This window comes from Pantoea sp. IMH (genome assembly GCF_000599885.1).
Lineage (GTDB): Bacteria > Pseudomonadota > Gammaproteobacteria > Enterobacterales > Enterobacteriaceae > Erwinia.
In genome coordinates this window covers 1,028,731-1,046,704 of sequence record NZ_JFGT01000005.1, presented here as the reverse complement: position 1 = coordinate 1,046,704, position 17,974 = coordinate 1,028,731, and the positions used below count along the sequence as shown (strand labels likewise).

The following is a 17,974-nucleotide window of genomic DNA, read 5'->3' as shown; positions in this document are numbered from 1 at the left end:
CATTTGCGAATGTATGTAACATAGCACGACCATAATTTAAACGCAGCAATGGGTTTATGGGTTTGTGATCCATTGAACAATCGATATCGGACACTCGAGGTTTATTTATGAACAAAAACAGAGGGTTAACGCCTCTGGCGGCCGTTCTGCTGCTTTCAGGCAGCTTAGTGCTAACAGGATGTGATAATAAAGAAGCGCAACAGGGTGGTCAGCAGCAAGCGCCAGAAGTGGGTGTTGTCACGCTGAAAAGCGCTCCACTAAAAATTACCACCGATCTTCCGGGTCGCACCTCATCATTCCGTATTGCTGAAGTTCGTCCTCAGGTTTCCGGCATAATTTTGAAGCGTAACTTTGTGGAAGGCAGTGATATTGAAGCTGGACAGTCGCTCTATCAGATCGATCCTGCCACCTACCAGGCAACTTATGACAGTGCGAAAGGCGACCTCGCTCAGGCGCAGGCCAATGCCCAGATTGCTGCCCTCACCGTGAAGCGTTATAAGCCGCTGCTGGGAACCCAATATATCAGCCAGCAGGATTATGATAAGGCCATGGCGGATCAGAGCCAGACGGCTGCCGCGGTGCAGGTTGCTAAAGCCAATGTTGAAACGGCGCGCATTAACCTGGCCTACACCAAAGTAACCTCGCCTATCAGCGGCCGCATCGGTAAGTCTGCCGTGACGGAAGGCGCGCTGGTGCAGACAGGCCAGACGACAGCGCTGGCTACCGTGCAGCAGTTCGATCCCATCTATGTTGACGTCACCCAGTCGAGCGACGAGTTCCTTCGTCTGCGTGCCGAGCTGAAGTCGGGTAAGTTGCAGCAGACCGACGGCAAGGCTCAGGTGAAGCTTCTGTTAGAAGATGGTAGTGAATATCAGCAGACCGGAACATTAGAATTCTCTGACGTTTCCGTGGATGAAACCACTGGCTCCATTACGCTGCGTGCGATCTTCCCTAACCCTGACCATACGCTGCTGCCTGGCATGTTTGTGCGTGCCCGTCTTGAAGAAGGGACGAATCCAAGCGCGCTACTGGTTCCACAGCAGGCTGTGACCCGTACGCCTACCGGCCAGGCTTCCGCCATGGTTGTCGGCGCGGATAATAAAGTGGATGTACGCGCCATTACGGCAGATCGCGCTATCGGCGATAAATGGCTGGTTACTGACGGACTGAAGGAAGGTGACAAAGTGATCACCGTTGGCCTTCAGCGTGCCAAGAAAGGCGCTCAGGTAACCCCACAAGAAGTCAGTGCAGACGACGCCGACACGGCGAAGGCTGAACAACCGAAGTCTTAAACAGGAGCCGCTGATACATGGCTAAGTTCTTTATCGATCGCCCGATTTTTGCGTGGGTTATCGCCATCATTATTATGCTGGCGGGCGTGCTGTCGATCCTAAAACTGCCGATTGAGCAATATCCTAATGTTGCGCCAACGGCCGTGCAGATTCAGGCGAATTACCCGGGTGCGGATGCGAAAACGTTGCAGGATTCGGTAACGCAGGTTATCGAACAAAACATGAACGGTATCGATGGCCTGATGTATATGTCATCGAGCAGCGATTCATCCGGTACGCTGCAGCTGACCCTGAGCTTTGAATCCGGTACCGATCCGGATATCGCCCAGGTTCAGGTGCAGAACAAACTGCAGCTTGCCACGCCGTTATTGCCACAGGAAGTCCAGCAGCAGGGGATCCAGGTTCAGAAATCGTCCAGCAGCTTCCTGATGGTGGCGGGTTTCGTCAGCGATGACGGCAGCATGACGCAGAATGATATCTCGGACTACGTAGCCTCGAATATCAAGGATCCCATCAGCCGTACTCCCGGCGTGGGTGATACCCAGATCTTCGGTGCACAGTACGCGATGCGTATCTGGATGGATCCGCACAAGCTGAATAACTTCCAGCTGACGCCGGTTGATGTTATCGCTGCTATTAACACGCAAAACGCCCAGGTGGCGGCAGGTCAGTTGGGCGGTACCCCGCCTGTGCCCGGCCAGCAGCTTAACGCTTCAATCATTGCGCAGACGCGTCTGACCTCAACCGATGAGTTCGGCAAAATATTGCTGAAGGTAAACGCTGACGGCTCCCGCGTCCTGCTTAAAGATGTGGCAAAAATTGAACTGGGCGGCGAAAACTATGAAATCATCGCCCGCTTCAACGGTAAACCCGCGTCAGGGATCGGCATCAAGCTGGCGACCGGTGCTAACGCACTGGATACGGCAGCGGCAGTAAAAGCGGAACTGGCGAAGCTGGAACCTTTCTTCCCCAGCGGAATGAAGACTGTTTACCCTTACGATACAACACCATTTGTTAAAATCTCCATCAATGAAGTGGTGAAAACCCTTCTTGAGGCGATTGTGCTGGTGTTTATCGTGATGTACCTGTTCCTGCAAAACTTCCGCGCCACGCTTATCCCGACGATTGCGGTGCCGGTGGTACTGCTCGGGACTTTTGCCATTATCAATGCGTTTGGTTACTCGATAAACACCCTGACCATGTTCGGCATGGTGCTGGCGATAGGCTTGTTGGTGGATGATGCTATCGTTGTGGTCGAGAACGTTGAGCGCGTGATGGCGGAGGAAGGACTGCCGCCGAAGGAAGCAACCCGCAAGTCGATGGATCAGATTCAGGGCGCGCTGGTAGGTATCGCGATGGTGCTTTCTGCGGTATTTATCCCGATGGCCTTCTTCGGCGGATCGACCGGGGTTATCTACCGTCAGTTCTCAATTACCATTGTTTCCGCCATGGTGCTGTCGGTCATTGTGGCTCTGGTGCTGACCCCGGCACTCTGCGCCACCATGCTAAAACCGATCAAAAAAGGCGATCATGGCAAAACCACCGGGTTCTTTGGCTGGTTTAACCGTGTTTTCGACAAGAGCACCAACCATTATACGGATAGCGTTGGCCACATTATCCGCAGTACGGGTCGTTATCTGTTGATCTATCTGGTGATTGTGGTTGGTATGGCCTGGATGTTTGTGAAGCTGCCTACCGCCTTCCTGCCGGAAGAGGATCAGGGTCTGCTGCTGGCACAGGCGCAGTTACCGGCGGGCGCAACGCAGGGCCGTACTCAGAAAGTGCTCGATGAAGTGACGGATTACTTCCTGACCAAAGAGAAAGATAACGTCCAGTCGGTCTTTACCGTAAATGGCTTCGGCTTCGCTGGCCGTGGTCAGAATACCGGTATCGCCTTCGTCAGCCTGAAACCCTGGGATGAACGTAGCGGCTCAGAGAATAAAGTTGACGGGATTGCCGGTCGCGCTATGCAGGCCTTCAGTACGATTAAAGATGCAATGGTAATCCCCTTCAACCTGCCGGCAATTATCGAACTGGGTAACGCTACTGGCTTTGACTTTGAGCTGATTGACCAGGCCAACCTGGGGCATGAAGCACTGACTCAGGCCCGTAACCAGTTGCTCGGTATGGTGGCGCAACATCCGGATACGCTGGTTGGCGTCAGGCCTAACGGCCTGGAAGATACGCCACAGTACCGGCTGATGATTGATCAGGAGAAAGCTCAGGCGCTTGGCGTTGCGATCTCCGACATCAATACCACCATCGCTTCTGCCTGGGGTGGATCCTACGTCAATGACTTTATTGACCGGGGCCGCGTGAAGAAAGTGTATGTGATGGGCCAAGCCACTTCGCGTATGCTGCCTGAAGATATTGGTAAATGGTTCGTCCGCGCTTCAAACGGCGAGATGGTGCCTTTCACCGCCTTCTCCAGCGCCAGATGGGAGTATGGTTCGCCGCGTCTTGAGCGATATAACGGCTTACCGGCCATGGAGATCCTCGGACAGGCAGCGCCAGGTAAAAGTTCAGGTGAAGCGATGGATCTGATGGAGCAGCTGGCTTCCCAGCTTCCGCAGGGCATCGGCTTCGACTGGACCGGCATGTCTTATCAGGAACGCCTTTCTGGTAACCAGGCGCCTGCGCTCTATGCCATCTCACTGATTGTGGTCTTCCTCTGTCTGGCCGCACTTTATGAGAGCTGGTCAATTCCGTTTTCGGTCATGCTGGTTGTACCGCTGGGCGTCATCGGAGCGCTGCTCTTTACCACGATTCGTGGCCTCAGCAATGACGTCTACTTTGTGGTGGGCCTGCTCACAACCATTGGGTTGTCGGCGAAGAATGCAATCCTGATTGTGGAATTCGCCAAAGACCTGATGGAGAAGGAAGGTAAAGGGCTGATTGAGGCGACGCTGGACGCGGTGCGTATGCGTCTGCGTCCCATCCTGATGACCTCGCTGGCCTTTATTCTGGGCGTACTGCCGCTGACCATCAGTACGGGTGCCGGTTCCGGCGCGCAGAATGCCGTAGGTACCGGTGTGATGGGCGGCATGGTGACCGCGACCGTGCTGGCGATCTTCTTCGTTCCTGTCTTCTTTGTGGTGGTGCGCCGCCGCTTCAGCAAGAATAAGGAAGAAGTAGAAGAAGGTCATCCGGTGGAACACCACCAGCACTGATCCTGACAGAAAGTTAGCCTGAGAGGCCGCCTTGTGCGGCCTCTTTTTTTTGCCTTCTTATTGCCACGGCGATTTTACCGGTTTGCAATCCTGACAACGCCAGCGTATAGTTATTGTTATGTTATAACATATCTAAAACAGCGAGGATTTATGAAACAAGGTATCCATCCGGCCTATCGCACCGTGGCATTCCACGATACCAGCGCAGATACATATTTCATCACAGGTTCCACCATTAAAACGGAGCGTACCGTAGAGCTGGAAGGTAAAACCCTGCCCTACGTCGCGCTGGATGTCTCATCAGCGTCGCATCCTTATTACACCGGCAAACAGAAAGAGTTTGCTAAAGAAGGCAGTGCACACCGCTTTAATCAGCGGTTTGGCCGCTTTTTCACGCAGAATAAATAAGGGACTGTTATGCAGGTATTAAGCTCGCTGGCCTCTGCCAAAAAACGTCATAAAGATTGCAAAATTGTACGCCGTAAAGGGCGTGTATACGTTATCTGCAAAAGTAATCCGCGATTTAAGGCAGTTCAGGGTAAAAAGAAAAAGCGTTAAGTCAGCATATAACGTTAAAAATGGGCCATTTTTATGGCCCATTTTTTACTGCATGGTCGCCTGTCGGGGACCATGCAGTAACGTCTTATTTCATACTGGCTATCATCGCATTAACGTTATGCGTGAAAGCTGCCACGTAGCTATCCGCCGGGCCGTCCTTCTCAGTCAATGCTTCCGGATAAAGTTCTCCTCCCGGTTTGGCGCCTGCCGCAGAAGCGATCTGTTTCACCAGACGGGGATCGGTCTGATTTTCAATAAAATAGCTGTGAACATGCGTCTCTTTTAGCTGCGTGATCAATCCTGCCACATCGGCGGCGCTGGCCTCTGACTCGGTTGAAAATCCGACCGGCGACATAAAGCTGACATGGTAACGCTGACCAAAATAACCAAAAGCGTCATGGCTGGTCACTATTCTGCGCTTTTCCTGAGGGATAGCAGCAAAGCTTTTCTGCGCCCAGGCGTCGAGCTTGTTGAGTCTGGCGATATAGGCTGAACCGTGCTGGCGGAAATAACCTGCATCTTCAGGATCGGCTGCAATAAGCGCGTTCATCACATTAGTAGCGTATGTCACCCCATTCTGCATACTGTTCCAGGCATGCGGGTCGGTAATAGTTTCACCCTCTTCTTCCATTGAGCGGGTCTCAATTCCCTGAGAAGTTACAATAACCTTGCCATTATAACCGGAAGCTTTGATCAGGCGATCCATCCAGCCTTCCAGTCCGAGGCCGCTGACAAACACCACATCCGCTTTCGCGAGTGACTGACTATCCTGCGGCGTGGGTTCAAAACTGTGTGGATCGCCATTTGGACCAACCAGGCTTTTCACCACAACATGATCGCCGCCAACTTCTTTCACAATATCAGCCAGTACTGAAAAACTGGCCACCGCGTCAACGGTTCTGGCCATCGCTCCTGGCACCATAAAAACGGTTGCCAGGGCCAGCGCAACAGGTAACTTTTTCATACTTACTCCTTACCAACGGACAAAAGACGCCGCGTACGTAAAATGCCGCCGCAGGGTCCACTTAAAATTGAGAGGAAAAACAGCATGGCCGCGCACAGTACAACCGCCGGCCCGGCGGGAAGTGAGAGATAAAACGACGCCATCAAACCACTGAAGCTGGCAAGCAGCGCAATCAACATCGCGGCCGCGATCATGCCCGGCAATCCGCTGCTCCAGAAACGGGCCGCCGCGGCAGGAAGCATCATCAATCCCACACACATCAGCGTGCCAAGAACCTGAAATCCTGCCACCAGGTTGATCACTACCAGCACCAGAAAAATACCGTGCACCAGCGGCGCAACCCAGCGGTTCTGGGCACGAAGAAAAGTGGGATCAAATGCATCAATTACCAGAGGGCGATAAATCAGCGCCAGTGCCAGCAATGTGAACGCCGAAATAGTGCTCACTAACAAGATGGAAGGATTATCTACTGCCAGCAGCGAGCCGAATAAGACGTGGAGAAGGTCAACGCTGGAGCCACGTAGTGAAACCAGCGTCACGCCAAGCGCGAGAGAGCCCAGGTAAAATCCGGCAAAACTGGCATCTTCACGCAATGGCGTATACCGGCTAACGGCACCGGATAACAACGCAACAGAAAGGCCGGCAATCACGCCCCCTGTTCCCATAGCCACCAGCGACAGGCCCGAAATAAGGTAGCCAATTGCCGCCCCCGGCAGGACCGCATGGGAAAGCGCATCGCCGACAAGGCTCATTCTGCGCAAAAGAAGGAAGATGCCTAACGGCGTGGCGCTCAGCGACAGCGCCATACAGGCCACCAGCGCGCGCCGCATAAAACCAAACTCAAGAAAGGGATGCATGAACGCAATCATTACGCCTCCTGCCTGCGGCAGAAATCGATCTGCGTAACGCCAGTTGTTGCACCAGACCACTCTGAATGAGTAGATTGAAGTCGCAGCGTTTGCGGGAAATAGCTTTCAACCGTTGCCATATCGTGCAGCACGACAATCAGGGTACAGCCTGCACGGTGGCGCTCCTCCAGCAGTGTCAGCAGCAGCGATGTTGTCTGGCTGTCCACGCCGGCAAAAGGTTCATCAAGCAGCAGAAGCTCAGCATTCTGAACAAGCAATCTGGCAAAAAGCACACGCTGAAGCTGTCCACCAGAAAGCATTCCCGGCTGAGCCCCGGCGAATGCCAGCATGTTAACTTTTTCCAGCGCAGTCATTACGATCCGCCGCATTTCGCGGGTAATCCCACCAAACCAGCCGCATTTTTGCCAGCAGCCCATCGCCACCAAATCAAAAACGGTGATCGGAAATGATTTTTCAATTTCAGACTGCTGCGGCAGCCAGGCCATATTGCCTTTTGGTTCAGAGAAACTCAGCGACCCACTGACCGGCTGCATCAGCCCGGCCACTGTCTTAAGTAAGGTAGATTTCCCCGAACCGTTGGCCCCGATCAAGGCGGTCATTGAACCACGCTGGAACACCCCGTTGATTGAGGGCGTCACTGCCCTGCCCTGATAACCGACAGTAAGGTGATTTAAGGCGATCATGAGAGCGCCCACAGGGTCGTTAAAAATAAAAAGCTGACCAGCAGCATGGCCAGGACCAGGCGCAACTGTGCGGATAACGTTAAGAGTGTGCCGTGATGCACAAATGAAAAAAGCAAAGACATGAAAATTCGCAGTGACCATATGTTATAACATAACAATATGATACGCCCTGGCCTGAACTCAGGGTAAAAGAAAGTGTATCTAATTATTAATTACAAAAGTCCCACACTTTCAATCTGTTATATAAAACTTGTTCAACTGTCGCTCTTTTATCAGAGAAAAAACCTGACCGGCATCGATAATAATTAACTTTTAAATCATCAGGATAGAAAAAGCATTCCGAAAATTCCTTGATTAATTTCTTATTGCAGTCAATGATCTTAGTAAGACTCATTCATTACTATGGATAAGAAACAGACAACCAGTTTACTGGTTAACGTTCTAACTGAAGTCATTAGTATCCACATGTCTCATTGCGTTAACAGATTAATCCCAAAATAGCGTATGAAACGTTGGAACCCCTGTGACAACATTCCTCCTGTAAGCACTGTTTTTACGAAAATACTTAAGTCACTGTATAGAATATTGTGAGGAACCACGTTATAAACTGTTCTCCGGTTTGGATCAGAGGTGAGTTTAACTGTATAGATTTTCCGGCAGATGAAACCTCAAGGTTAGGGTATTTTTGGTCATCAGCCTGATGCATTTTTTGATATTGTGGAAACGCGATGAGCAGAACGGTGAGTTGAATTGTAATTTTGAGTAATAGCCCTACAGTTTGCCCGTTCATAGGTTATATTTATTTTATTATCCGGCTCAAATATCACTCCCTGGCACACCACTCGCTGAAAGCCTTTGCTATCGGCATCTTTCACTCGCTACGGAGGGGAAAAAGATGGACGAATACTCACCAAAAAGGCATGATATTGCCCAGTTGAAATTTCTGTGTGAAAATCTCTATGATGAGAGCATGGCGACGTTAGGTGACAGTCACCATGGCTGGGTTAACGATCCCACTTCTGCCGTAAATTTACAGCTTAATGACCTGATTGAACATATTGCTGCCTTCACGATGAATTACAAAATCAAACATATTGAAGACGCCGATCTCATAAGCCTGATAGATGAATACCTTGACGATACGTTTATGCTCTTCAGTAATTACGGTATTAATGTCCAAGATATGCAGCGTTGGCAAAAATCAGCGAAACGGCTCTTCAAGCTGTTCGCAGAGGAGTGTGCGCTGGTGATAGCCCCGGCAAGCCACTCTTTTTAGCAACCCATTATTATTTTTACGGTTTAACAATGACAGATAAAAACCTGACTAAAACTGATTATCTGATGCGCCTGAGAAGATGTCGTTCCATTGACACCCTTGAGCGCGTTATTGAAAAGAATAAATACGAATTGTCTGATAATGAACTGGCTGTGTTTTATTCTGCAGCCGATCATCGACTGGCTGAGCTGACGATGAATAAGCTGTATGATAAAGTCCCAGTCTCCGTGTGGAAATTCGTACGCTAACCTGAATTCGCTAAACAGGTGTTAATGGACCCTTTAACATTGAGAATGGATGGCTTCCGGCTAATCTTTAGACGGCTCTGGTTAAAGGCACCTTTTATGCCGACAATGCTACCGTGATATCGTTTTTCTGAACACGAGAGTAAGTCCAAATTAAAAAGATGGGCTTACCGGCCCGAGAGATCTGGTCAGATTTACTGACTAAGGTAAACCTCATACAGGTAGCGCTCCCCTTAAGTTATTCCCCTCAAGCTTATGGTATGTGGTAATCCGCTATTCATCGTTTTGATATCTGATGCAGGCTTGTCAGGACTTCCCCTTCTCTGAACCTTTTTCACAGTAATTTTCTTAATGAGTGCATAAGTAATTCTGCTTTAAGACCGGATGCCCGTTTTTGTAAAAAGGCAGGAACAGAGCAGGAATTTCACCTTTTGATTTGCCGCAATTTAAGCACTCTGTACAGAAAGCTGGAAATCTCGTTCAAATTATTATTTTTTACTAACAGGACTAAAGCTTCGGGCCGTGAAAACTGCTTTCGCAATAAAGATTAGGAAGAAAGTAAAAGAATGTAAGGTAACGTGATGCTACTCAATAGGAATTTACTGGGTCAGTAATAAGAAACCTGACACAGTATATCCCTGAAAAGAGACCCGCAAAACGCGCCACAGCCTTCACTTTTACTTAACCGCGCAGCTTCGAAATCCGTAAGGAATTATCCCCCGACGCGCTGTCATCAACCCAGGGCTTTCGCGTTTTTCGTCTGGTACTAATGTGATAAAACAGGCATATCAGGATAGTTTTCAGGGCGTGGCTAAGGAAACCAGCGCTGCAATCAGCGGATAAAAGTGAATTGATACAGGAAGAAGTTTGATGTTATGAGAGGCGAAAGAGATGCTTCAGCGGCAGAATTGGGTGGGGGCCCTGCCAGCTACATCCCGGCACACGCGTCACCTGCTGCGGCTGCTTCCTTCCGGATCTGACCGAGTTCACAAGTTAGCATTGCGGGAGAACCAACCGGGCCCCCATTGATAAGCGCCATGTTATGGAGCGAGGGCATTATCAATGAACCCCAGGCGAAATGCAACCTGTCCGCGGGTGAACGTTGTTTTCTTGTTCAATCTCTAGAGCATTTCGCTTTTTTCCTTTAGAGTGCCGGCTGTGAAAGGGGGATAAATGGATAATCACGACACTTTTCAACAGCGTATCTGGCAAATTATCGCAGCAATCCCTTATGGGAAGGTGACAACCTATGGCGACGTGGCGCGGCTTGCAGGTTCACCGCGTGCAGCGCGTCAGGTGGGTGGCGTGCTTAAACGACTGCCTGCAGACACCACTCTGCCGTGGTATCGCGTGATCAACCGCATGGGCGAGATCTCGCTGACCGGGAACGATCTGGAACGTCAGCGTCGTGCCCTGTTAAATGAAGGTATTGAAGTCAGCCCGGCGGGTAAAATCGTGCTGAATAGTTATCGCTGGCAGGGATAAACCGCCCCTTGCGGGGCGGAAGATTTATAGTGAGGTTGGCGCAGGCACTGAGCCTGACGGTGATACTTGGGTCGGCGAGGTGGAAGGCACTGTACTTACCGCGCCGTTTTGCGTCGGCATAGCCATCGAAGGTACCGGTACCAGTAACAACTCCTCTTTGGTGCCGCCGTTGTTGATTACCGGTTTAACAGTCTCAGTAATAAACATCATTTTGCCATCTACCGTAATAGCTGCACTCAGCAGAATGCGCGCATCAGGCTGAATATCTGCCGGGTTATAGGGCAGAATAAATTTAAATGGCGCCTGCTTGCCGTCGGTATGAACTACCCGCTGAGAAAGAACCTTAGAGGGTGTATCCGCTACCGAAGCATCTGACAGGGTGACAGTCAGCACCGAATCAGGCGGTAGCGCAACGCGCTGACGGATATAGATCGATCCACTAACGTTAGGCTGCCGGATTTCGCTTTGCTGCCCCATCACCTTAGAGGCCAGCGTTGGCGTAGAGACATCAGCGCTTTTATCAGCACATCCTGCAAGGGCAACTGCCAGAGCCGCGCCCGTTACCATTGGCCAGACTTTCATTGATTTATTCTCCTTATGATCAATGCCTGTGGAATGTATTAAGTGTTAACCGAGGAGAAAAAAATTTCCTGTCCCGTTGCTATTAATAGTGGCACAGGTTGCTGTTTTCTGCCTGAAAGTTGCGCAAGCCGCCATTCTCTCACGGAATAACGCGCAGCCCCGTTGCGCTAACTGGTCTGATCTCGCAAACTAGAATAGGGACAACCATTGAGGAAGCCGTGATGAGCCAGGCATTACAAAATCTGTTAAACCTGCTGAACCTTGAAAAGCTGGAAGAGGGGCTGTTTCGCGGCCAGAGTGAGGATTTGGGTCTGCGTCAGGTTTTTGGCGGCCAGGTCGTCGGCCAGGCGCTCTATGCGGCCAAGCAAACCGTGCCGGCCGAGCGCTTTATTCACTCTTTCCACAGCTATTTTCTACGCCCGGGCGATAGCCAGAAAGCGATTATCTATGATGTGGAAACCCTTCGCGATGGACAAAGCTTCAGCGCGAGACGGGTCAGTGCTATTCAGAATGGTCACCCTATTTTCTATATGACCGCCTCTTTTCAGGCGCCTGAAACAGGTTATGAGCATCAAAAAGCGATGCCTGAAGTCGCCGGTCCTGACGCGTTACCCAGCGAAAGCGATCTCGCTCACAAGATGGCGCATTTTATACCGGAAAAAGCGCGTGAGAAGTTTCTTTCCGAAAAGCCCTTTGAAATCCGCCCGGTGAAGTTTCACAACCCGCTCAAGGGGCATGTGGATGAACCGGTCCGTCATGTCTGGATCAGAGCGAACGGTGCAATACCGGCAGATAAACGCATTCATCAGTATCTGCTCGGCTACGCCTCTGACTTTAATTTTCTGCCGGTCGCGCTTCAGCCCCACGGTAAGGGTTTCCTTGAGCCCGGTCTTCAGGTCGCCACCATCGATCACTCCATGTGGTTCCATCGCCCTTTCGATTTAAATCAGTGGCTGTTATACAGCGTTGAGAGCACGTCAGCATCAAGCGCCAGGGGCTTTGTCCGGGGAGAGTTTTATACCCAGGACGGTATTCTGGTCGCTTCCACGGTGCAGGAAGGGGTTATCCGGCTACGTACCTGAGGCCCTAAAGTCCGAAATGCCCTTTGAGCTTTAATGCGCCCTCTGTAAGGGGGCCATAGCCGTTCTCAGAGAACCTGTAATAACGCCAGAGAAAATCGGTAAGAGCTGTGTTCTTTCAGGAGGCCCAACAAAGTCGGTAGCGAGTTTTCTGAAAGAACGATAACCACCAACTGAAGAGGGTGAGCTGAATATCCACTTCAGCGTAATTTTGCATGTTGCTGAGGTTATGAAAAGCGCCTACGCCTGGAGAGAGGGTTTGAAACCGATAAACAAAACGGCTCCCTCAGGAGCCGTTTTTGATGCTGAAGCAAAACGCCTTATTTAGCTGTTATACGCATTCTCGCCGTGGCTGTTAACATCCAGCCCTTCACGTTCCTGATCTTCAGGGACGCGCAGTCCTACCGTCATATCTGCAATTTTGAAGGCAATAAAAGCCACGACGCCCGTCCAGAGAATGGTCACGCCCACGCTGAACAGCTGGATCCAGACCTGATGACCCATCGTAACGCCCTCTGCGTAACCCACACCGCCCAGTGAAGAAGAAGCGAAGACACCCGTCATGATACAACCCACAATGCCGCACACGCCGTGTACGCCAAATACGTCACAAGGGTCATCCACTTTCAGCCATTTCTTCAGGATAGTGACGCCCCACAGGCCGGCCAGTCCACCAACGATACCGATGATTAACGCACCGCCAACGCCGACATAACCGCAGGCTGGCGTAATCGCCACCAGACCGGCAATCGCGCCTGAACAGACGCCCAGCAGCGAAGGTTTACCCCGCAGCGCCCACTCTCCGAAAACCCAGCTGAGCATCGCGCCCGCCGTAGCGATAACCGTATTCAGGAAAGCCAGCGCGGCAATTTCATTAGCTGCCCCAGCAGAGCCAGCATTAAAGCCGAACCAGCCCACATAGAGTACGGCTGTGCCCATAAATACCATCGGCAGGTTATGCGGTTTGAACGCCTCTTTGCCGAAACCCGCACGTTTTCCAACCAGATAGGCGCCAACCAGACCCGCTACGGCAGCATTGATATGCACGACGGTGCCACCAGCAAAATCGAGCGCGCCATCCTGCGCCAGCAAGCCACCTGCCCAGACCATATGGGCAATCGGCAAATATGAAAAAGTCAGCCAGATAGCGACAAAAATCAGTACGGCAGAGAAGCGGATGCGTTCTGCAATCGATCCCACAATCAGCCCGACGGTAATACAGGCAAAAGAAGCCTGGAATGAGACATGGATGTACTGATAGAAGGTCCCCGTCAGGGCGGTAAGCTCAATATTTTTCAGCATCGCCATGCTGAAGCCACCGAAAAAAGCGTTGCCTTCACTGAACGCCAGTGAATAGCCATACAGCATCCACATCACGCAGACCATGGCAAATGTAACGGAAACCTGCGTCAGCAGGGATAAGACGTTTTTGCCACGAAGCAGCCCGCCGTAAAAAAGCGCGATACCTGGTATAGTCATAAACAGCACCAGCGCGGTGCAAATCATCATAAAAGCATTGTCAGCTTTATCTGCCACTGCAGGCACTGCTGCCATTGCAAATGACGGTGACAATACGAAGCTGGCGAGGCCCAGTTTAGCGAGTTTTTTGTTCATTTTTTTCCTTCCCATTCTTCACCCCAGAGGGCTACAGTGCTGCTTCGTCAGTTTCACCGGTGCGGATACGGATCACCCGCTGCAGTTCAGCAACGAAGATCTTACCGTCACCAATTTTACCGGTGTAAGCCGCTTTGCTGATGACATCAATCACCTCGTCGAGCTGGTCATCGGCTATCGCCACATCAATTTTGACTTTTGGCAGAAAATTAACGCTATATTCAGCGCCGCGATAAAGTTCTGCATGCCCTTTCTGCCGACCAAAACCCTTCACTTCGGTCACGGTCAGCCCCTGGATTCCGATAGAGGAGAGTGCTTCCCGCACGTCTTCCAGCTTAAACGGTTTGATTACCACGGTAACCAGCTTCATACGATCCCCTCCGGATAAGTAAAATGATTATTTTTCCGACACCAAAGGAGTAAAGCAAAGGCTGTGCCATAAATATGGCGTGGTAAAATTTCGGAGGGAGAATGAGTACGCCTGAGGCGTTGAGGATTGGCAGGATCGATGAGGCTGTTTTCGCCAAAAAAAACGCACCAGAAAGGTGCGTTACGCGTTAGAAAAGTGCAGAAGGCGGGTTTTATTCTCACTCACGCCTGCTTCTGGTGCAGCGAAACGGTTAGCTCAGGGTCAGTTCTGCCGCGCCCAGCTCTTCGCCAGCCTGCTGGAGCTGATACATTTGCCAGTAGCGGCCCTGCTTCTCCAGCAACTGCCGGTGGTTGCCCTGCTCCACCGCGCGCCCGCGATGCAATACCAGGATCGAATCCGCATCGATAATGGTTGAAAGACGGTGGGCGATAACGATAAGTGTGGTTTTAAGCCGCACGGCCTGGAGCGCTTTCTGTATCGCCCGTTCGGTTCCGGAATCGATATTGGCCGTGGCTTCGTCGAGGATCAGAATCTGTGGCGAAGCAACCAGCACGCGCGCCATCGCCAGGAGCTGTTTTTGTCCCACTGACAGGTTGTTGCCCTGTTCACCAAGTTGCGTATAAATGCCGTCGCAAAGACTGCGCGCCAGCCCGGCCAGCTGTACCGTCTCCAGCGCCTGCCAGACCGCGTCTTCGCTGATATCACGCCCCAGAGTGACGTTGGCAAAGAAGGTGTCGGCCAGCACCACCGGATCCTGCTGAACCATCGCCACGCCCTGCCGCAGTACCCCATGACTGAGCGTGCTCAGCGGACGACCATCAAGCCGGATATCTCCCTGCTGAAGCGGATAGTATCCCATCATCAGGTTAGCCAGCGTGCTCTTTCCGCTCCCCGTATGACCGACAAGGGCGACGAAGCTGCGCGGCGGAATATGAAGATTGATATCGCTCAGAACATGACGATCGTCGCGATACGCAAAGGTCAGATTCTCAATATCAACCCGTCCGGAGGCGAGCGGATGCGTATCACGGCCGTAACGCTGGCGCGGCGCATCCATCAGTTCAAATATACGTTCACCCGCCACCACGGCCTGTTGCAGCATCGACTGCTGCGTGGTCAGTTCAATCAGGGGCTCGTTCAGCCTGCCAAGGTAATTGATAAAGGCATAAAGTACCCCAACCTCAATGCTGCCCGCCTGAGAAAAGCCAAACAGCATCATCAGGCCGCAAAGGATCATGGCGGAAAACAGGCTGAGCAGCGGACGAAGCAGAAAACCATCCAGACGGAGAGTTTCCATTCTTGCCAGATAATGTGAACGGCTGGCTTCCCCCATCCTCTCACCAAAGCGCGCCTGCTGACGGAACTGCTGAATAACGCTCATGCCGTTAATGACTTCGTTGAAGCCATTATTAATATCCGCCAGATAACCCCGCACCCGGCGCACAATCGGCGTGCTGTAGCGCTGATAAATAAGCATGACCGTAATCACGGCAGGAAAAATAGCAATCGCCACCAGCGCCATTCGCCAGTCGAGACTGAACATCGCTACCAGCATGGCGCCAATCAGCGCCGCGCTGCGCAGTACGGTCGCCACGACGGTCACATACAGATCGCGCACCACTTCCGTATCATTGGTTACCCGGGAGATAATCTGCCCGACGGGCTGGGTATCAAACGCACTTAGCGGCTGACGCAATGCGGCGTCCATAACATCGGTACGCAGCCGCTGTACCACACCCACCGCGGCCTGATTGAACAGCAGTGCCTGCCAGTAATGCAGCGAGGCCGCCAGAACCTGCAGCAAAAAGTAGCTGACCACCAGCCCGATGACGATACCCAGCGGCATATTATGTTTCGCTACCAGGTTATCGATAAAATAGCTGACCAGTACCGGACCCGTGACTTCCGCTGCGGCAGCGATCCACAGCAGCAGCACGGCCAGGCCGAGGGACTTGCGCCAGGGTGAGCCGTAAGCCAGCAGACGCTTCAGCGTTGGCCAGAGTTGGGCAAGGTTAGTCATGAGGTACTCCTTTCTCACTATCATCCTCATCAAGTGCGGCCTCAAGCTGCTGATAGCGGTACATCTCCTGATACCAGCCAGGCGTTGCAGCCAGTTCCACGTGCTGCCCACGCTGCGCAACGGCACCCTGTTGCATTACCAGAATTTCGCTCGCTTCGGTAAGCGCGGAAAGGCGATGCGCGCTGATAATGATCGTTCTTCCCTCCCCCCAGCGGCGCAGGTTATGCAAAATTTGGTGCTCTGTACGCCCATCCACCGCCGAAAGGGCGTCGTCAAGGATCAGAATTTCCGCATCAAGCAGCAGCGCTCTGGCGATTGAGATGCGCTGCTTCTGGCCGCCGGAAAGCATTACGCCGCGCTCGCCGACTTCAGTGTCGTATCCCTGCGGCAGCCGGAGAATATCGTCATGCACATTTGCCAGCTTTGCGGCCTGCTCAATGTCGCTTTTACCGGCAGCGGGACGCCCAAGCGCAATGTTATTGGCAATGGTATCCGAAAACAGAAAAGGCGTCTGGCTGACCACCGCCATCCGGCTGCGCCAGCTGTCGAGACGAAGCTGAGGCAAAGGAATGCCGTGATAGCGGATATCGCCCTGCGAAATATCAAAGTGGCGCTGAATCAGGCTCAGGAGCGTGCTTTTCCCCGCACCGGTCGGTCCGCAAAGGCCCAGCATCTGGCCCGGTTTAAGGCTGACGTTGACATGCTTTAGCGAGGGTCTCTGTGCGCCGGGATAGCAGAACTCGCGGATAGCGATCTGTAAGGTTCCCCGCTCCGGCGGAAGTAGCTTGTTGCCATCTTCCACAGCAGGCGCCTCCGCCAGCAGAGAGCGAATACGGCTCCAGGCCGCGCTGCCCCGCTCCACAATATTGAACATCCACGCCAGCGCCAGCATTGGCCAGATCATCAGTCCAAGGTACATCACAAAGCTGGTCAACTGCCCCAGCGTCATCTGCCCATGCCAGACATACCAGCTACCGCCGCCAATCGCCAGCATATTGGAGAGGCCGATGGCGATATAGATGGTGGGATCGAAACGAGCGTCAACCCTGGCGACGCGCAGGTTTTTTTGGCCCGTCTCACGAGCAATAGTGGCAAACTGCCCGGACTGATGATCTTCCAGCCCAAACGCTTTAATCATGCGGATACTGGTCAGGCTCTCCTGAGTCTGATCGTTAAGCGAGGAGAAGGCTGCCTGCGCGAGCTTAAAGCGGTTATGAAGCTGATCGCCGTAGCGCTTAATCACCAGCGCCATGACCGGCATCGGTAACAGCGCCAGCAGCGTCAGCTGCCAGCTGATCTGGGTGCTCATCACGACCAGCACGGCAAGCCCCATCACCAGCGAATCGACCAGCGTCAGCACGCCTTCTCCGGCGGCAAAAACCACCCGGTCAACATCATTGGTCGCCCTGGCAATCAGATCGCCTGTGCGGTGACGCAGATAAAACCCCGGATGCTGGCGACTTAACTGCCGGTAAAAATCCTGCCGGAGTTCCACGGCGAGCTGATAAGAAGCACCGAACAACAGAACCCGCCAGACGTAGCGCAGCAGGTAGACCACGATAGCGGTCAGCAACATGACACCAATCCACATCATCAGCTGAGCGTTGCTCATATGCGCTCTGGAGACGCCATCAATGATCGTGCCCACGATCTTCGGTGGCAGAAGCTGAAGGATAGCGATAATGATCAGCAGAAAAACGGCGCCAAGATAGCGTCGCCATTCGCGAATAAAGTACCAGCCTAGTTGAGTAAACAATCGCACAGAAA

16 protein-coding genes and 1 other RNA gene are annotated in these 17,974 nt (G+C 52.3%); 8 read left to right on the top strand and 9 right to left on the bottom strand.

The features are described from left to right. Positions 1 to 107 precede the first annotated feature (107 nt). From EA20_RS0113250 to ykgO, 4 genes are all read left to right on the top strand, one after another. Positions 108 to 1,292 (top strand): efflux RND transporter periplasmic adaptor subunit, encoded by a 1,185-nt coding sequence (locus EA20_RS0113250; RefSeq protein ID WP_024967294.1) that lies wholly within the window; start codon positions 108 to 110, stop codon positions 1,290 to 1,292. Between the two features lie 17 nt (positions 1,293 to 1,309). Continuing rightward, the gene (acrB, locus tag EA20_RS0113245) at positions 1,310 to 4,462 is read left to right on the top strand and encodes a multidrug efflux RND transporter permease subunit AcrB (RefSeq protein WP_024967293.1); all 3,153 of its coding nucleotides are present in this window, start codon (positions 1,310 to 1,312) and stop codon (positions 4,460 to 4,462) included. A 150-nt stretch (positions 4,463 to 4,612) separates the two neighbouring features. Continuing rightward, on the top strand, positions 4,613 to 4,870 hold the full coding sequence (locus EA20_RS0113240) for a type B 50S ribosomal protein L31 (protein WP_024967292.1): 258 nt from the start codon (positions 4,613 to 4,615) through the stop codon (positions 4,868 to 4,870). 9 nt (positions 4,871 to 4,879) lie between these two features. After that, entirely contained in the window at positions 4,880 to 5,020 is a 141-nt protein-coding gene (ykgO, locus tag EA20_RS0113235) for a type B 50S ribosomal protein L36 (protein ID WP_024967291.1), read from the top strand. A gap of 85 nt (positions 5,021 to 5,105) precedes the next feature. On the opposite strand, the gene EA20_RS0113230 is transcribed toward ykgO, so the two are convergent. From EA20_RS0113230 to EA20_RS0113220, 3 genes are read right to left on the bottom strand one after another with little or no spacing between them, the layout of a single operon-like run. Beyond that, positions 5,106 to 5,984, bottom strand: a complete 879-nt coding sequence (locus tag EA20_RS0113230) for a metal ABC transporter substrate-binding protein (protein WP_024967290.1) — start codon at positions 5,982 to 5,984, stop codon at positions 5,106 to 5,108. A 2-nt stretch (positions 5,985 to 5,986) separates the two neighbouring features. Then, entirely contained in the window at positions 5,987 to 6,853 is an 867-nt protein-coding gene (locus EA20_RS19750) for a metal ABC transporter permease (protein WP_081772578.1), read from the bottom strand. Next, positions 6,853 to 7,536: a metal ABC transporter ATP-binding protein gene (locus tag EA20_RS0113220; RefSeq protein WP_024967289.1), complete on the bottom strand. Its 684-nt coding sequence runs from the start codon at positions 7,534 to 7,536 to the stop codon at positions 6,853 to 6,855. The genes EA20_RS19750 and EA20_RS0113220 overlap by 1 nt, the downstream gene beginning before the upstream one ends. An 895-nt stretch (positions 7,537 to 8,431) precedes the next feature. Here EA20_RS0113220 and tomB point away from each other — a divergent pair. Then, on the top strand, positions 8,432 to 8,812 hold the full coding sequence (tomB, locus tag EA20_RS0113210; protein ID WP_024967287.1) for an Hha toxicity modulator TomB: 381 nt from the start codon (positions 8,432 to 8,434) through the stop codon (positions 8,810 to 8,812). A 29-nt stretch (positions 8,813 to 8,841) separates the two neighbouring features. Beyond that, complete coding sequence (locus EA20_RS0113205; protein WP_024967286.1) at positions 8,842 to 9,060, top strand: HHA domain-containing protein; 219 nt, start codon at positions 8,842 to 8,844, stop codon at positions 9,058 to 9,060. Between the two features lie 916 nt (positions 9,061 to 9,976). Here the strand turns inward: EA20_RS0113205 and ffs are convergent. Continuing rightward, positions 9,977 to 10,073, bottom strand: an RNA gene (gene ffs / locus EA20_RS20275) — signal recognition particle sRNA small type. A 157-nt stretch (positions 10,074 to 10,230) separates the two neighbouring features. On the opposite strand from ffs, the gene EA20_RS0113200 reads away from it, so the two are divergent. Next, positions 10,231 to 10,542 (top strand): MGMT family protein, encoded by a 312-nt coding sequence (locus EA20_RS0113200; protein ID WP_024967285.1) that lies wholly within the window; start codon positions 10,231 to 10,233, stop codon positions 10,540 to 10,542. Between the two features lie 24 nt (positions 10,543 to 10,566). Here EA20_RS0113200 and EA20_RS0113195 read toward each other — a convergent pair whose 3' ends face one another. Continuing rightward, positions 10,567 to 11,124, bottom strand: coding sequence for a YbaY family lipoprotein (locus EA20_RS0113195; protein ID WP_024967284.1), 558 nt, complete (start codon positions 11,122 to 11,124; stop codon positions 10,567 to 10,569). A 221-nt stretch (positions 11,125 to 11,345) separates the two neighbouring features. Between EA20_RS0113195 and tesB the strand changes: the two genes are divergently transcribed. Continuing rightward, positions 11,346 to 12,206: an acyl-CoA thioesterase II gene (gene tesB, locus EA20_RS0113190; RefSeq protein WP_024967283.1), complete on the top strand. Its 861-nt coding sequence runs from the start codon at positions 11,346 to 11,348 to the stop codon at positions 12,204 to 12,206. A 321-nt stretch (positions 12,207 to 12,527) separates the two neighbouring features. Here the strand turns inward: tesB and amtB are convergent, their stop codons facing one another. The 4 genes from amtB to EA20_RS0113170 all read right to left on the bottom strand — a co-directional run bounded on the left by amtB (position 12,528) and on the right by EA20_RS0113170 (position 17,969). Beyond that, the gene (gene amtB, locus EA20_RS0113185; RefSeq protein WP_024967282.1) at positions 12,528 to 13,817 is read right to left on the bottom strand and encodes an ammonium transporter AmtB; all 1,290 of its coding nucleotides are present in this window, start codon (positions 13,815 to 13,817) and stop codon (positions 12,528 to 12,530) included. Positions 13,818 to 13,848: 31 nt separating this feature from the next. Then, a complete protein-coding gene (gene glnK, locus EA20_RS0113180) occupies positions 13,849 to 14,187 on the bottom strand; it encodes a P-II family nitrogen regulator (RefSeq protein WP_006685697.1) in 339 nt (112 codons plus the stop codon). Positions 14,188 to 14,437: 250 nt separating this feature from the next. Further along, a complete protein-coding gene (locus EA20_RS0113175; RefSeq protein WP_024967281.1) occupies positions 14,438 to 16,207 on the bottom strand; it encodes a SmdB family multidrug efflux ABC transporter permease/ATP-binding protein in 1,770 nt (589 codons plus the stop codon). Continuing rightward, positions 16,200 to 17,969, bottom strand: coding sequence for a SmdA family multidrug ABC transporter permease/ATP-binding protein (locus tag EA20_RS0113170; protein ID WP_024967280.1), 1,770 nt, complete (start codon positions 17,967 to 17,969; stop codon positions 16,200 to 16,202). Before EA20_RS0113170 ends, EA20_RS0113175 begins: the two co-directional genes overlap by 8 nt. Positions 17,970 to 17,974: the final 5 nt, after the last annotated feature.

Bases quoted from the DNA above. Each gene is read 5' to 3' on its own strand.
- amtB (WP_024967282.1), bottom strand. From the start codon at position 13,817: ATGAACAAAAAACTCGCTAAACTGGGCCTCGCCAGCTTCGTATTGTCA.
- glnK (WP_006685697.1), bottom strand. From the start codon at position 14,187: ATGAAGCTGGTTACCGTGGTAATCAAACCGTTTAAGCTGGAAGACGTG.
- EA20_RS19750 (WP_081772578.1), bottom strand. From the start codon at position 6,853: ATGATTGCGTTCATGCATCCCTTTCTTGAGTTTGGTTTTATGCGGCGC.
- tesB (WP_024967283.1), top strand. From the start codon at position 11,346: ATGAGCCAGGCATTACAAAATCTGTTAAACCTGCTGAACCTTGAAAAG.
- EA20_RS0113240 (WP_024967292.1), top strand. From the start codon at position 4,613: ATGAAACAAGGTATCCATCCGGCCTATCGCACCGTGGCATTCCACGAT.
- ykgO (WP_024967291.1), top strand. From the start codon at position 4,880: ATGCAGGTATTAAGCTCGCTGGCCTCTGCCAAAAAACGTCATAAAGAT.
- EA20_RS0113205 (WP_024967286.1), top strand. From the start codon at position 8,842: ATGACAGATAAAAACCTGACTAAAACTGATTATCTGATGCGCCTGAGA.
- tomB (WP_024967287.1), top strand. From the start codon at position 8,432: ATGGACGAATACTCACCAAAAAGGCATGATATTGCCCAGTTGAAATTT.
- EA20_RS0113250 (WP_024967294.1), top strand. From the start codon at position 108: ATGAACAAAAACAGAGGGTTAACGCCTCTGGCGGCCGTTCTGCTGCTT.
- acrB (WP_024967293.1), top strand. From the start codon at position 1,310: ATGGCTAAGTTCTTTATCGATCGCCCGATTTTTGCGTGGGTTATCGCC.
- EA20_RS0113220 (WP_024967289.1), bottom strand. From the start codon at position 7,536: ATGATCGCCTTAAATCACCTTACTGTCGGTTATCAGGGCAGGGCAGTG.
- EA20_RS0113175 (WP_024967281.1), bottom strand. From the start codon at position 16,207: ATGACTAACCTTGCCCAACTCTGGCCAACGCTGAAGCGTCTGCTGGCT.
- EA20_RS0113200 (WP_024967285.1), top strand. From the start codon at position 10,231: ATGGATAATCACGACACTTTTCAACAGCGTATCTGGCAAATTATCGCA.
- EA20_RS0113230 (WP_024967290.1), bottom strand. From the start codon at position 5,984: ATGAAAAAGTTACCTGTTGCGCTGGCCCTGGCAACCGTTTTTATGGTG.
- EA20_RS0113195 (WP_024967284.1), bottom strand. From the start codon at position 11,124: ATGAAAGTCTGGCCAATGGTAACGGGCGCGGCTCTGGCAGTTGCCCTT.